Below are 15,250 nucleotides of genomic sequence, written 5' to 3'. Positions count from 1 at the left end.
TCATCCCGATGAACTTACATCAGTAAGTGATTCGGGTGAGTGAGAGCAGCTAACAACCCTGCGGCTTCAAGGACGAAGAGTGCAGAGAACCTATGAAAAACGCCACCTTCTACCTGCTCGAACACGACACGCCCGCCGGTGAGCTGCGCGCTCATGAAGCGTTGGCCTGTGAGGTTGCGGCTGAACGTTGGCGGGCAGGCAAACGGGTGTTGATCGCCTGTGAAAGTCAGGAGCAAGCCCAGAGGCTGGATGAAGCCCTGTGGCAGCGGGCTCCAGATCAATTTGTGCCGCATAATTTAGCCGGTGAAGGGCCAAAATATGGTGCGCCAGTTGAACTGGCTTGGCCAGAACGACGTGGGAACTCCCCCCGCGACCTACTTATTAGTCTGCTGCCAGAGTTCGCAGGTTTTGCCACTGCTTTCCATGAAGTGGTAGACTTCGTCCCTTACGAAGAAAATTTGAAACAGTTGGCGCGCGACCGATATAAGTCTTATCGCAGCGTCGGCTTCCACTTGATCACGGCAACGCCGCCAACTAATTGAACTAAAAAAAGAAAATGGAAAATACACCTTCTAATATCGACAAAACTGAGCCGTCCCTCGATAAAACCTATAGCCCGCAGGAAATCGAGCAGCCGCTGTATGAGCACTGGGAAAAGCAGGGTTATTTTAAGCCGAACGGCGATACCAGCAAAGAAAGCTACTGCATCATGATCCCACCGCCAAATGTGACCGGCAGTTTGCACATGGGCCATGCTTTCCAGCAAACCATCATGGATACTTTGATTCGCTATCAGCGCATGCAAGGTAAAAACACCTTATGGCAAGCCGGTACTGACCATGCCGGTATCGCGACCCAAATGGTGGTTGAGCGCAAGATTGCCGCAGAAGAAGGCAAAACTCGCCACGATTACGGCCGTGATGCATTTATTGATAAAATCTGGGAATGGAAAGGCGAGTCAGGCGGCACCATTACTCGTCAAATGCGCCGCTTGGGTAACTCTGTGGATTGGGAACGCGAGCGTTTCACCATGGATGAAGGCCTGTCCAACGCCGTGAAAGAAGTATTTGTTCGTTTGCATAAAGAAGATCTGATTTACCGTGGCAAACGTCTGGTGAACTGGGATCCGAAACTGCGCACGGCTATTTCTGATTTGGAAGTGGAAAACCGCGAATCCAAAGGCTCCATGTGGCATTTGCGTTACCCGCTGGCCGATGGCGCGAAAACCGCTGAAGGCAAAGATTATTTGGTCGTTGCCACCACCCGCCCAGAAACTGTGCTGGGTGATACCGGGGTTGCGGTCAACCCGGAAGATCCTCGTTACAAAGATCTGATCGGCAAAGAAGTGATTTTGCCACTGGTTGGCCGCCGTATTCCGATCCTAGGCGATGAACACGCCGATATGGAAAAAGGCACCGGTTGCGTAAAAATCACTCCGGCTCACGATTTTAATGACTATGAAGTTGGTAAGCGCCACGCCCTGCCAATGATAAACATTTTGACTTTCGACGGTGATATCCGTGCGGAAGGCGAAGTGTTTGATACTAACGGCGAAGCCACCGATGCATGCAGCGGTGCAATTCCAGAGCAGTTCCAAGGTCTGGAGCGTTTTGCTGCGCGTAAAGCCGTGGTAGCTGAATTCGATAAACTTGGCCTGTTGGAAGAAGTTAAACCGCACGACCTGACAGTGCCTTATGGCGATCGCGGCGGCGTGGTTATCGAGCCGATGCTGACCGACCAATGGTATGTTCGCACAGCTCCGCTGGCCAAAGTCGCCATTGAAGCGGTGGAAAACGGCGAGATCCAATTCGTACCGAAACAGTACGAAAATATGTATTACTCATGGATGCGCGATATCCAAGACTGGTGTATTTCCCGTCAATTGTGGTGGGGTCACCGCATTCCGGCCTGGTATGACGAAGACGGCAAAGTGTATGTTGGCCGTGATGAAGCTGAAGTACGCCGCGAAAATAACCTGGGCGCAGATGTGGCCTTGCGTCAGGATGAAGACGTGCTGGATACCTGGTTCTCATCCGGCCTGTGGACTTTCTCCACATTGGGCTGGCCTGAGCAGACCGAAGCACTAAAAACCTTCCACCCGACCAGTGTCGTGGTCAGCGGCTTTGACATTATTTTCTTCTGGATTGCCCGCATGATCATGCTGACCATGCACTTTATGAAAGATGAAAATGGTAAGCCGCAAGTGCCGTTTAAAACCGTGTACATGACCGGTCTTATCCGCGATGACGAAGGGCAAAAAATGTCCAAGTCCAAAGGCAATGTTATTGACCCGCTGGATATGGTCGATGGTATCTCGCTGGAAGAGCTGCTGGAAAAACGTACCGGTAATATGATGCAGCCGCAGTTGGCCGAGAAAATCCGCAAGCGCACCGAGAAGCAATTCCCGAACGGCATTGAGCCGCACGGCACTGATGCCCTGCGCTTTACATTAGCTGCATTGGCCTCGACTGGCCGTGATATCAACTGGGATATGAAGCGCCTGGAAGGTTATCGCAACTTCTGTAACAAGCTGTGGAACGCCAGCCGTTTCGTGCTGATGAATACCGAAGGGCAAGATTGCGGGCAGAACGGCGGCGAAATGGTGCTGTCACTGGCTGACCGCTGGATTTTGGCTGAATTTAATCAGACCATCAAAGCCTACCGCGAAGCAATGGACACTTATCGCTTCGATCTCGCGGCCAGTATTCTGTATGAATTTACCTGGAACCAGTTCTGTGATTGGTATTTGGAATTGACAAAGCCCGTCATGAACAGCGGCTCAGAAGCTGAATTACGCGGGACTCGCCATACCTTGATTGAAGTGTTGGAAGCCCTGTTGCGTCTGGCGCACCCAATCATTCCTTACATCACTGAGACTATTTGGCAGCGGGTCAAAACGCTGAAAGGCATCACTGCGGACACCATTATGTTGCAGCCTTTCCCAGAATATGATGCCAATCAGGTCGATGAGAAAGCCCTGAGTGATTTGGAGTGGATCAAGCAGACCATTATTGCCGTGCGTAATATTCGGGCGGAAATGAACATCGCGCCGGGTAAACCACTGGACGTTATGCTGCGGGGTGCCAGTGCTGATGCTCAGCGCCGCATGCTGGAAAACCAGAGTTTCATCCAGTCACTGGCGCGCTTGTCTTCTCTCACCCTGTTAGCTGACGGTGATAAAGGCCCGGTATCCGTGACCAAACTGGTGGAAGGTGCTGAAGTATTGATTCCAATGGCCGGTCTGATTGATAAAGCCACTGAATTGGATCGCTTGGCAAAAGAAGTCGCCAAGCTGGAAGCCGAGATTGAGCGCATCGAAGGTAAATTGAGTAACGAAGGTTTTGTGGCGCGCGCGCCAGAAGCCGTAGTTGCCAAAGAGCGCGAAAGAATGGCGACCTGTGCTGAAGCTAAGCAAAAGTTAATTGAACAGCAGGCGACTATCGCTGCTCTGTAAATTAATCAGACATACAGTATGTCTGACGGGGGCTATGATAATTGTTCGCTATCATGGCCCCTACTTTTTGCCATTGCACCCTGGCACCATTCAATGGTATTACAGATTATTACTAAGTTATTACCATTCGATTTATAGAGTAATACGCCATGACCACAGCTACACCTATCCGCCTGCCGGTGCGCGCCATTACCTTAGCAGACAACTTCGCTATCGCTAATGTCATCCGAGAAGTTTCGGCTGAGTTCGGTTTAACTGCCGACAAAGGCTACACCGTGTCTGATCCTAATTTGGATCACTTATATGAGCTGTACAGCCAACCACGCAGTGCTTACTGGGTGATTGAAGTGGACGGCAATATTGCCGGCGGTGGCGGCGTAGCACCTTTGTCTGGTGGTGAAGCTGACCTCTGCGAATTACAGAAAATGTATTTCCTGCCGGTATTGCGCGGTAAAGGGCTGGCAAAAAAATTGGCGTTACAAGCGCTGGAGTTTGCCCGTCAACAGGGGTTTAAGCGCTGTTATCTGGAAACCACGGCCAGTTTGACCAGTGCTGTTGGCTTATATGAAAGATTGGGGTTTGAGCATATCAATGGCCCGATGGGAAATACTGGCCATGTCGATTGCGAAGTGACGATGCTGAAAACACTGTAATTACTCTATATTTCCGCCACTCAGAGCATATTTTCATATGCTCTTTTTTTATATTAAATTTATTTAAATAAATTTAATATAATGATAAATACAATTAATGAAATTATTTAATAATTAACAACCAACAATAACAATGAATAATAAACAAAAAAAACATCACTTATACTTATTGTTCTATTTAATATTTAGGCGATGATAATGACTGTGCAAAGCTATGATAAATGGGCCGGGCCAGCGCCTGGTTATGTTTTTTCTGATTACCGCTATGGGGCTAATGGCCCTTGGCCGATGATAAATACCCTTGCCACCGAGTTACCTCCAGTTATTAAAAATGTGCCAAAAGATCAATTAGATGATTTTAGAATCAATGTTGTTTCTCACTATAGTAAAATGTTGAAATCTGGCAGGGTAAAAATAATTCTAAAAATGCTGGCGGGTGATTGGCAACTAAAACCAGCCAGTGATGAAAATTTTTCTTATCAAATATTTTTCGGTATATTTAGCAAATTATTAACTGATTACATCACTGAGCAAGAAACTATAGATTTTGCTGATGTCATAGATATTAACAACCTAAAAAATGAAAATGGGGAACCTAACTATTTAAAAATAGATACATTAAGTATGAATAAAGTTCTGCCTTTACATGGAATTTACTCCACCCCAACGGTGACAATATTCAAACGAGTAAATAAAACCACCGGAATTCCACTGGCAATAAAAATTAATAATCTCGTCCTGACACCAAATGATGGTGATGCATGGGAATTAGCAAAATATTTTGTATTACAAGGTATATTGACTACATGTACATTATCTGTGCACCCAAAGCTTCATTTCCCTATGGATGCTATCAGTGCCATTACATTAAGTAGTTTACCAACTGAACATCTCCTGTATAAATTATTATCTCCCCACACTCGAATTCAGTTGGCCATCAATCAGGCTGTAACCCTTATCCCCTATTCTGTTGGCCATAATAACCAATACTTACCTTACACTGCCTATCCTGGATGGGGAAATATCCCGGTAATTCATAAAGATATGGGGTGGCCCGGTCAGTTAAAAGATGCTTTTTGCGGTATAAGTGGGAACGCCAGTTATCCAGAATATAAATATCCCCTGCATCCTGAAAAAATATGGTCTGACCTTGAGGATTTCTTACTGGCTTATTATGCCGCGATATTCGAATTTGTCAGTGGCGTAGTACGGCATATATCCCCAACAGACCCAATAGTTGCTTATTGGAGCAATGCCATTGCTGCTTGGGTACCCGGTTTCCCCAATGCCCAAGACATAACACAGGGCAATATTTTCGCCCGAGCATTGACGACCTTTATCTGGGATGTCTCCGTAGCTCATTCTGCCGATCATGGTGCCATGGGCCAGTATCAGCAAAATATTTTCCCATTACGTCTGCGAGTACCGCCACCAGCCAGTAAATCCATTCCGCCACTCAATCGTCGGCAATTAGTTAATTTCGACGATACATTACGTAATAGACTCTGTTTCTCCATGTATTTTGGTCCGCCGCAAAGTGTCGAACACCTGTATGATACTTGGTATGGTTTTGATCACCCGACGCTAGATAAACTCAATAGTTTATTCTTGCAACAACTTGTGGAAACCGATAAAAACCTCACCTGCCGACGTTTTATAAAACTGAAAGATATCGCCCGCAGTATTAATTTCTAACCGCTAATAAGCTCTCTTGAGCGCACAAAAAAGCCCACGCTTTTACTGCATGGGCTTAGTCGCGATAAAGCTAACGATCAAAACATCAAATTAGTGGCGCTTGCCGTCGTCGTCTTCATCAATCAACTCTTCGTCGTCTAACTCGCCGTCTTCATCATCTTCGCCATTAGGATCTTCGTAGTAAGTGCCCCAGCCGTCGTAATTCACGCCACATGTCTCAGCCAATGCAATTAGCTGTTCAACCTGCGCATCAATAATTTCGGCATTCAGCGCAACTTCGCTAATCACGTCACAGCACATCACTACAGAGCCATCTTCAACTTCCAGTTCTTCTGCATCTGTGACTTCATAACCCAACTTGAATGCTTCAACGGCAGCCTTTTCCAGCACTTCGAACTTCTCGGCGGAAAGGTGATGTTCAATGGTGTATAGCGCATCCGGATCACTGCCATCGTCCAGCAGTTCTTCGATGATCAGGCGGGTCTCGTCACGTTGTTCGTCTAGCATTTCGCGGTTTGCCATGCCTTTATCCTCAGTCAATGGGCTTAGTATGGCACTATTTTCCCACACCCACGCAGTTGCCTCCACTATAAACGAGAAAGATTTATTCATTTGGGTTGTAATTGAATATTTATACGTATAAATTGAATTTAAATTCAACTGAACTATTCAGGATGCAAAGATGAATACTATGAGTCAGTTCTATAAACGTCATTTTCTAAGGTTACTGGATTTTACCCCCATCGAGATTACAGCTCTGCTGGATTTGGCTGCGCAATTGAAGCAGGCCAAGAAATCCGGCTGTGAGCAACAAAAACTGGTAGGTAAGAATATCGCGCTCATCTTCGAAAAAGACTCGACCCGTACTCGATGCTCTTTCGAAGTTGCCGCATATGATCAAGGTGCGCGTGTGACTTACCTCGGCCCAGGAGGGAGCCAAATTGGGCATAAAGAATCAATTAAAGATACCGCCAGAGTATTGGGCCGCATGTATGACGGTATTCAATATCGTGGCCACGGCCAAAAGGTGGTTGAAACACTGGCAGAATTTGCAGGCGTACCGGTATGGAATGGCCTGACAAATGAATTCCATCCCACCCAATTGCTGGCCGACTTGTTGACCATGCAGGAACACTTGCCGAGTAAGCCATTGAGTGAAATGAAGTTTGCTTACCTCGGGGATGCGCGCAATAACATGGGTAACACGATGTTAGAAGCCGCCGCGCTGGTTGGGATGGATTTACGTCTGGTCGCGCCAAAAGCATGCTGGCCAGAAGCCGAATTGGTGGCAGCGTGTCAGGCGCAGGCCAAAAAGACTGGCGGTAAAATCACCCTAACAGAAGATATTGCCGAAGGTGTCAAAGGAACTGATTTCTTGTATACCGATGTTTGGGTCTCAATGGGGGAGCCGAAAGAAGTCTGGCAGGAGCGTGTTGCGCTGTTGAAACCTTATCAAGTCAATATGAATGTGGTGAAACTGACCGGCAACCCGCAGGTCAAATTCCTGCACTGCCTGCCAGCATTCCACGATGACCAAACCACTGTTGGCAAGCAAATGGCCGAGCTTTATGACTTACTGGGCGGCATGGAAGTGACCGAAGAAGTGTTTGAATCCGCACATAGCATCGTGTTTGATCAAGCAGAAAACCGCCTGCACACCATTAAGGCCGTGATGGTCGCGACATTGGGCCAAGAATAATCATGCAAGGGCCGATCACCTGACCGGCCTTTTCTTTATAAATCAGTTACTTTAATGTATTGATATCAATTTTTACGACTGCTTTGCGCACATTTGCAGGCTCGCCCACTGCACATAATGGCTTGTGTACTTCACCAGGATAGAACACCACAAAATCACCAGTTTGCATCACAAACTGCTTCTCATCAGAACCCGCCGGTAAAAAAGCAATATCTTTATCTGCTAACCAATCAGTATCAGGTTTGCCAGCGGGCAGGTTACTGAAAGTCATCCCTTCAACACCTGCTAGGACTATCTGGATATCCAGATATTTAGCATGATATTCCGCCCGGCGATTTTCCAGATAGCCAGTGCTGTCATTGGAAATCAACACAAACATATTATTGCCATCAATATCATATTTGCCCAATGGGGTTTCTGCCGTGATGTGACTTTTCACATATTCAATCGCTTCTTTTAATTGTACTGGCAGATAAGGCAATAATTCCAAATGATGAATGTTTCCGGTGATCATGATTTTCCCTTTCCTATAAATAAAATGAAATAACGTTCCATTATAACCAGTTCGTCCTTCATTTAGTGGGAAGTCTCTAACATTTATTCATGCCAATCTAGAGCCACACATTTCTTGTTCAGCCCTGGGTACTTTCTTTTCTATCGCCTCAGAATCATTACTTTTTTGCAATGTGTTCTTATCACTAATTGTTATAACAAATAACTGTTGAGACTTTGACCACAGACAGCAAAGCTACTATCGTGAGAAACTGAGATTAAATAGTCGAAAAAACAATAATTTCCCATTGGTGTAACTATTTACCCCCCAACAAATATATATTAAAAACATAATGGTTTAATCCATTTCAGGGAGTTCTTCAATGAAAGCTAAAATTCTGTCATTATTGGTTTTTGCAGCACTATCTGGCAGTACTTTGGCAGCAACACCTCCAGATACTCTAATAGTTGTACAATCCCTGGATGATATCGTTAGTCTTGATCCGGCTGAAAGTAATGAGTTGTCTAGCATTCAGACCGTTCCAAGCCTCTATCAACGACTGGTACAAGCCGATCGTGATAACCCGGCGAAAGTCGTTCCGGTTCTAGCGGAAAGCTGGCAAGGCGACGCGGCAGCAAAAACCCTCACAGTGAAATTGCGGCCAAAAGCGGTATTTGCATCGGGTAATCCAGTGCAAGCCGATGACGTGATTTTTTCCTTTGATCGCGCGGTTAAAATGAACCGTTCACCGGCCTTTATTCTTAATGTTTTGGGTTGGGATGCGAGCAATATTGAACAGCATTTGAAGAAGATTGATGATAATACTGTGCAACTGAGCTGGAGCGCAGATGTCAGCCCAGCAGTGGCGCTGAATATTTTATCAACACCGATTGCCTCAATCGTCGATAAAAAAGCCGTCACCGCGAATATTAAAGAAAATGACTATGGCAACGCCTGGCTGAAAATGCATTCAGCTGGTAGTGGCCCATTCAAAATGCGTGTTTATCAGCCGCATCAGGCCATTGTATTGGATGCCAACCCAACATCACCTGGCGGTAAGCCATTAATTAATAATGTTATTATTAAAAACGTTCCAGACCCAAGTGCCCGCCGCTTGCTTATCCAGCAAGGTGATGCTGATATCGCCCGTGAATTAGGCCCAGACCAAACTGCGGCGCTGAAAACCCAAGCGGGTATTAAAGTTGTCGAGATTCCATCAGCCGAACAAAACTATTTGGTCTTTAACACGGCCAATCCGGCGAATCCATTACTGCGCAAACCTGAGTTCTGGCAAGCTGCTCGTTATTTGGTTGATTATCAAGGAATTACCAAAGACTTGCTGAAAGACCAGTATTTTGTCCATCAAAGTTTCCTGCCCGTCGGTTTACCCGGTGCGCTGGAAAGTAACCCGTTCACCTTTGATCCCGCTAAAGCCAAAGAAATTCTGACAAAAGCTGGCATTAAAGACGCCACACTGACTCTGGATGTTGAGAATAAAGCCCCATTCATTACTATTGCTCAGTCCTTGCAAGCCAGCTTTGCACAGGGCGGTGTGAAACTGGTGTTACTGCCAGCTGCGGGTAGCCAAGTGTATGGTCGCGTGCGGGCTAAGCAGCATCAGTCTGCTATCCGCCTGTGGATCCCGGATTACTTTGATGCGCACTCTAATGCCAGCGCCTTTGCTTATAACGACGGTAAGAGCAGCACTGTTGCGGGTTTGAACGGCTGGGTTATTCCTGAGCTGAATAAACAAACACTGGCAGCAGTCGCCGAGGCCGACCCGGCCAAACGCACCGCGCTCTACACCCAGTTGCAGGAAGAGCTGCAAAAGAACTCGCCTTATATCTTTATAGATCAAGCCAAAGCACAAGTTGTGCTGCGAGATAATGTAAAAGGCTACCAACAAGGTCTGAATGCAGATATGGTCTATTATGACCGTGTCAGCAAATAACGCTGACTTATTGATAAACATATTTAATTCAGGCAGCTTAATGTCTTTAGCACTAAATAAAACGCCGGGAACCCTATCCCGGCGTCGTCTTTGGGGGTTTTTACAGGGATTATTGACCCTGGCCCTGACCTTATTCGGTCTGCTGGTTATCACTTTTTTTCTGTCGGCGTTATCGCCGGTGGACAGAGTGTTGCAAATCGTGGGCGACCACGCCAGTGAGGCCACTTATCAGCAAGTTAAACAACAGCTTGGGTTAGATAAACCCTTGCCAGTTCAGTTCTGGCATTATCTGGAGCGGTTAGCTCATGGTGATCTCGGGACCGCCAGCGCCAGCGGCCAACCGGTATTGCAAGACTTGCTCACGGTCTTCCCTGCCTCATTGGAATTAGCAACATTATCACTGGTGATTGGCGCAGCACTGGGGGTTATCCTCGGCTTGTTGTGCGCCCGTTGGGCAGGTAGCAAGCTGGATGCCACTATCCGTTTTGTTACGTTGCTGGGGAATTCCGTCCCCATCTTCTGGCTTGGCCTGCTAATGCTGTTGCTGTTTTACGCCCGGCTGCAATGGAGCCCCGGCCCCGGCCGCCTCGATGATATTTACCAATATACCGTGGAAGCAAAAACCGGTTTTGCCCTGATAGACACTTGGCGCTCTGGTGATACGGGTGCCTTTGGCAATGCCATCGCCCATTTAATTTTGCCGGTCTCCCTGCTCTCTTACTACGCCTTAGCCAGTATTACTCGCCTGACTCGCTCGGCCTGCCTGAGTGAGTTGAATAAAGAGTACATTACGTTGGCACGAGCTAAAGGCGCGGGTGAAATGCGGATTTTACTGATGCACGTGCTACCGAATATCCGCGGCACCTTGCTGACTGTCATTGCGTTGGCCTATACCAGCATGTTGGAAGGCGCAGTATTGACTGAAACTGTTTTTGCCTGGCCGGGCATTGGCCGCTATCTCACTAGCGCGCTGTTTGCCGGAGATACCACCGCGATTATGGGTGGAACATTGCTGCTCGGCATGTGTTTTATTTTGATTAACAATGTGACGGATCTGCTGGTCCGCCTGCTAGACCCGAGAACGCGCTGATATGCCAATGACAAAATTCTTCCATGCGCTGAAGCGTTCGCCCTCCACCAGCATCGGGCTATTTATCCTCTCCTTATTGGTGATAATTGCAATTTTCGCCCCGTGGCTGGCCCCCTTTGATCCCAACTGGCAAAACTCGGCTGACCGCTTGCTGCCGCCGGGTTCGGGGCACTGGTTAGGAACTGACAGCTATGGTCGCGATATGCTGTCGCGACTGATTTACGGCACGCGGCCAACCTTAGGGCTGGTCCTGCTGGTGACAGTGATAACTTTGCCGTTAGGTTTGCTGGTCGGGGTACTTTCCGGTTATTACGGCGGCTGGCTCGAACGCATTCTGATGCGCATCACTGATGTGGTGATGTCGATGCCACGGCTGATTCTGGCTTTTGCTTTTGTTGCCATGCTTGGCCCCGGTTTAATTAACGGCGCACTGGCGCTGGCGCTGACGACCTGGCCGGCCTATGCCCGTCAGGCCAGAGCCGAGATTCAATTATTGCGTAAAAGTGATTATCTGGCTGCTGCTGAAATGATGGGAATCAAAGGGTTGCGTTTGCTGTGGGGCCATATTTTACCCATGTGTCTCCCTTCAGCGGTGGTGCGTTTGGCCTTAGATTTAGCGGGAATCATCTTAGCCGCGGCAGGTCTTGGTTTCCTCGGGTTAGGTGCCCGCCCGCCGATGTCCGAATGGGGTTCCATGGTCGCCGACGGTATGCAGGTTATCTTTGACCAATGGTGGATTGCCGCCATTCCGGGCTGCGCTATCTTACTCAGCAGTATGGCATTTAACCTGTTAGGCGATGGCTTACGCGATATTCTGGATCCTCACCATGACTGATAAAATTATTGTCGTCGACAATCTATCTGTCGATTTTCAACAGCAGCGGGTGGTGGATAACATTTCTTTCCACCTCGGCCGCGAGCGGGTCGCGCTGGTGGGGGAATCCGGCTCCGGTAAATCTATTACTGCCAGAGCATTGATGGGGTTAGTTCGATCGCCGGGAAAAGTCAGTGCTAAAAAGCTGAGTTATTATGCTGATAACACCGACCAACAGGGTAATTCTGGCCAGGTTATCGAGCACAATCTATTGCAGTTGAAAGCCAAACAATGGGGTGCATTACGTGGCAGTGAAATTGCCATGGTGCTGCAAGACCCCCGCTATGCCCTGAATCCAGTACGCAGTGTGGGGAAACAAATTGAGGAATCCCTGCTACTGCATAATGCCCTTTCTGGCGCAGATGCCCATGAGCGGGTATTGAATGCACTGGCATCGGTCGGGCTCAATGAAAGCGCCTACCACAGCTACCCCGGCCAACTTTCCGGCGGCATGGGCCAACGGGCGATGTTGGCCATTGCTTTGGTGAATAATCCACGAGTATTGATTGCCGATGAGCCGACCTCGGCGTTGGATGCCAAATTGCGTAATCAAATACTGGAGTTGATTGTCGAGCAAACTGAGCAGCGCAATATGAGTTTGTTGCTGATCAGCCACGATTTGCCGTTAGTTGCCGAACATTGCCACCGAGTTTTAGTGATGTATCAGGGAAAATTAGTAGATCAAGGCGCAGCTGCTGACCTGCCCCATTCAACTCACCCTTATACCCATACGCTATGGGCTTGCCGTCCGAATGCCAGCACCTATGGCACTGATTTACCGGTATTAGATCGCAGCGCCGATTTCTCTGGAGGTCCTCGTGGCACTGATTGAAGTCAAAAATCTACAGGTCAGTTTTGCCCAGAAAAATCAGGTAAAAACGGCGGTTGAGTCAGTCAGTTTTGCCGTTGAAGAGGGGGAAACTTTCAGCTTGATTGGTGCCTCTGGCTGTGGGAAATCCACAGTATTACGGACTCTGGCGGGTTTGCAGCGAGACTGGCAAGGTGAGATTACCTTGCTGGGCCAACCCTTACAGCCAGGAAAACGTTTTGTTGGCCAATTGCGTAAAGATGTACAAATGGTATTCCAAGATCCTTATGCTTCACTTCATCCGCAGCATAATATTCAGCGCACACTGGGCGAGCCGCTAAAGATTCACGGCGAGCAAAATATTCAGCAGCGGATTGATCAGGCTTTAGCGCAAGTGGGTTTACCGGCTTCTGCGGCACAGCGCTATCCTCATCAATTCTCCGGCGGTCAGCGCCAGCGCATTGCTATTGCCCGCGCCCTGTTATTACGGCCAAAACTGTTGCTACTGGATGAACCGACGTCAGCATTAGATATGTCGGTACAGGCGGAAATTCTCAATTTGCTCAACCACTTGAAACACGAACACGGCATGACATATTTATTGGTCAGTCACGACAGTGATGTGGTGGCACACATGTCCGAGCGCGCAGCAATGATGGAAAACGGCAAGATTGTGAGAGAGTTCTCGCGGCGAGATTTGGAACTTGCCGAGCATTTTATGGGGTGATAGGCGTCATTCTGCGCCCGGCAAAACCGGGTGCAGAATGCTATCGGCACATTATGCACCCGGCTAAAAACGCTTAATCAGCGCCACCACACCGCGCACATAACTCTCCAGAGTATCCTCCTCCATCGCATTGGCCCCTTGCACCAAGAATGGCGGCAGGAAATCCATACCAGTCATATTTGCCATTGCGTGGAATGGCAATAACAAATCCAATGCCGGATAACGATTATATCCCTGTGGACTATAGGCCTGCTCATTACCACCGGTCGATACCACCAGTTGTAATGGCTTGCCCCGCAATTTGTCGCCGTGATGGCCATAAGCAAAGCCATAGGTTAAAACCGCATCTTGCCACTCACTTAAAATAGCCGGTGAGCTATACCAGTAAAATGGAAACATCATCACAATCAGGTCATGGGCTTCCAACAACTCTTGTTCACGCGCAACATCAATTTGGAAGTCAGGATATTCGCGAATAAGCTCATGCACGGTGACATGGGGTAATGGTCGAATGGCCTCTATTAATCTATGATTGATACGAGATTCATCCGGTTTACGATGGGCAGTTAATACTAAAATCCGGGACATAACACACTCTCCGACAGGTTTAATGATGCTATTTTTTCATTTTCAACGCCGTCAGTGTAGACTGTCATCAGTCATATTAATTTCAACTCAAGGTATCAACCACAGTGTCACTGCCTGTTGATATTCACCGTTTATTGCCAGCATTCCTCAGCGCCGCCCAAAGCGAGAATTTTTCTGTGGCGGCTCGCCAATTGGGGGTAACCCCGGCCGCTGTCAGTAAAAACATCCGCGTGTTAGAAGAAAAGTTGGCGCTGCGCCTGTTTCAGCGCAATACCCATAGCGTGGTGTTGACGGATGAAGGCAAAGCCTTATTAGCGCGGGTAGCGCCCCTTTGGCAGGCGCTGTCGCATACTCTGGACACCGCACGTAATGATGAGCAGCATCCCAGCGGTACGGTTCGGGTCAGTTTAATCCCCGGTTTTGGCCGACAACTCTTAATGCCGCTGATTCCAGATTTTATGGCGCGCTATCCACTGATTGATTTGGATCTTTCTCTGGAGGCCAGAGTGGTTAATTTGGTCGGGGAAGGATTTGATGTTGGGATTGGCACACACATTGATCCCGATAGCCGTTTGATTGCTCGCCAGTTTTACCCGATGCAAATGGTGTTAGCTGCCAGCCCCGCTTATCTGGCACGTTCTGGCGCCCCCACCTATCCGCAAGATCTCTATCAACACCAGTGCTTGTTACATCGCAATCCATCAACTGGACGAATAGTGAAATGGCGACTGCAACATAATAATGAAGTGCAATCCCTCGAACTTTCAGGCCGTTTGGTCATGTCACAACCCGAAGTATTAATGAATGCCGCACTGGCTGATATGGGAATCACCTATGTGGCACAGTGGCATGCAGAACCTCATTTTGCAGACGGGAGTCTGGTTCCTGTGTTAGCTCAGCACTGGCCCGTGCCGGTTCCATTGTGGCTCTATTATGCTTCCGCCAATTTGCCGTCGCGGGTACGCGTTTGGGTCGATTTTTTACTAGAACATTTCCGCCCGCATAATCCCTAGCCCATGTCATTGGTGTAAAAAATCGGCATAAAAATATTCATTTTGTGACGCACTGAACAGGGAGTTAACCTAAATCCGATTTCCTTGTTCTAGGTCAATTATGTTGGCTGTCACTTCTGCCATTACCCATATATAGTGTTTATAGGAATTAAGACACCTATATGTAGTAGTTATCCACAAAATCATCCACACCCCCTCGCAGCCC

General features: G+C 48.0%; 14 protein-coding genes. 11 read left to right on the top strand and 3 right to left on the bottom strand.

The window, feature by feature from the left end:
- The first annotated feature begins 92 nt into the window (after window positions 1–92).
- The 4 genes from F0T03_RS02995 (at window position 93) to F0T03_RS02980 (ending at window position 5,802) form a co-directional block, all read left to right on the top strand.
- Window positions 93–542, top strand: a complete 450-nt coding sequence (locus F0T03_RS02995; RefSeq protein WP_159677193.1) for a DNA polymerase III subunit chi — start codon at window positions 93–95, stop codon at window positions 540–542.
- Window positions 543–556: 14 nt separating this feature from the next.
- A complete protein-coding gene (locus F0T03_RS02990; protein WP_159677192.1) occupies window positions 557–3,454 on the top strand; it encodes a valine--tRNA ligase in 2,898 nt (965 codons plus the stop codon).
- Window positions 3,455–3,603: 149 nt separating this feature from the next.
- Window positions 3,604–4,107, top strand: a complete 504-nt coding sequence (locus F0T03_RS02985; protein ID WP_145554801.1) for a GNAT family N-acetyltransferase — start codon at window positions 3,604–3,606, stop codon at window positions 4,105–4,107.
- A gap of 198 nt (window positions 4,108–4,305) precedes the next feature.
- The gene (locus F0T03_RS02980; RefSeq protein WP_159677191.1) at window positions 4,306–5,802 is read left to right on the top strand and encodes a hypothetical protein; all 1,497 of its coding nucleotides are present in this window, start codon (window positions 4,306–4,308) and stop codon (window positions 5,800–5,802) included.
- A gap of 90 nt (window positions 5,803–5,892) precedes the next feature.
- Here F0T03_RS02980 and rraB read toward each other — a convergent pair whose 3' ends face one another.
- On the bottom strand, window positions 5,893–6,324 hold the full coding sequence (gene rraB, locus F0T03_RS02975; RefSeq protein ID WP_145554803.1) for a ribonuclease E inhibitor RraB: 432 nt from the start codon (window positions 6,322–6,324) through the stop codon (window positions 5,893–5,895).
- A 169-nt stretch (window positions 6,325–6,493) separates the two neighbouring features.
- On the opposite strand from rraB, the gene argF reads away from it, so the two are divergent.
- Complete coding sequence (gene argF, locus F0T03_RS02970; RefSeq protein ID WP_159680642.1) at window positions 6,494–7,501, top strand: ornithine carbamoyltransferase; 1,008 nt, start codon at window positions 6,494–6,496, stop codon at window positions 7,499–7,501.
- 46 nt (window positions 7,502–7,547) lie between these two features.
- On the opposite strand, the gene F0T03_RS02965 is transcribed toward argF, so the two are convergent.
- Window positions 7,548–8,015, bottom strand: a complete 468-nt coding sequence (locus F0T03_RS02965) for a NanQ anomerase/TabA/YiaL family protein (protein WP_159677190.1) — start codon at window positions 8,013–8,015, stop codon at window positions 7,548–7,550.
- A 361-nt stretch (window positions 8,016–8,376) separates the two neighbouring features.
- On the opposite strand from F0T03_RS02965, the gene F0T03_RS02960 reads away from it, so the two are divergent.
- The 5 genes from F0T03_RS02960 to F0T03_RS02940 are packed head-to-tail and all read left to right on the top strand — an operon-like array spanning window position 8,377 to window position 13,444.
- Window positions 8,377–9,945, top strand: coding sequence for an ABC transporter substrate-binding protein (locus F0T03_RS02960; protein ID WP_145554805.1), 1,569 nt, complete (start codon window positions 8,377–8,379; stop codon window positions 9,943–9,945).
- Between the two features lie 40 nt (window positions 9,946–9,985).
- A complete protein-coding gene (locus F0T03_RS02955; protein WP_159677189.1) occupies window positions 9,986–11,035 on the top strand; it encodes an ABC transporter permease in 1,050 nt (349 codons plus the stop codon).
- Between the two features lies 1 nt (window position 11,036).
- Complete coding sequence (locus F0T03_RS02950) at window positions 11,037–11,870, top strand: ABC transporter permease (RefSeq protein ID WP_145554807.1); 834 nt, start codon at window positions 11,037–11,039, stop codon at window positions 11,868–11,870.
- Complete coding sequence (locus F0T03_RS02945; RefSeq protein ID WP_159677188.1) at window positions 11,863–12,741, top strand: ABC transporter ATP-binding protein; 879 nt, start codon at window positions 11,863–11,865, stop codon at window positions 12,739–12,741. Before F0T03_RS02950 ends, F0T03_RS02945 begins: the two co-directional genes overlap by 8 nt.
- Window positions 12,728–13,444 carry an ABC transporter ATP-binding protein gene (locus F0T03_RS02940; RefSeq protein WP_159677187.1) on the top strand — a complete coding sequence of 239 codons (717 nt, stop codon included), beginning with the start codon at window positions 12,728–12,730 and terminating at the stop codon, window positions 13,442–13,444. Before F0T03_RS02945 ends, F0T03_RS02940 begins: the two co-directional genes overlap by 14 nt.
- Before the next feature lie 63 nt (window positions 13,445–13,507).
- On the opposite strand, the gene F0T03_RS02935 is transcribed toward F0T03_RS02940, so the two are convergent.
- On the bottom strand, window positions 13,508–14,032 hold the full coding sequence (locus F0T03_RS02935; protein ID WP_145554810.1) for an NAD(P)H-dependent oxidoreductase: 525 nt from the start codon (window positions 14,030–14,032) through the stop codon (window positions 13,508–13,510).
- A gap of 104 nt (window positions 14,033–14,136) precedes the next feature.
- On the opposite strand from F0T03_RS02935, the gene F0T03_RS02930 reads away from it, so the two are divergent.
- A complete protein-coding gene (locus F0T03_RS02930) occupies window positions 14,137–15,045 on the top strand; it encodes a LysR family transcriptional regulator (RefSeq protein ID WP_145554811.1) in 909 nt (302 codons plus the stop codon).
- Window positions 15,046–15,250 lie beyond the last annotated feature (205 nt).

Origin of the sequence: Yersinia canariae, from assembly GCF_009831415.1 — a bacterium.
In the GTDB taxonomy this organism is placed as follows: Bacteria; Pseudomonadota; Gammaproteobacteria; order Enterobacterales; family Enterobacteriaceae; genus Yersinia; species Yersinia canariae.
Note: the sequence above shows the minus strand (reverse complement) of the source record. Positions and strands in the feature narration are given on the sequence as shown.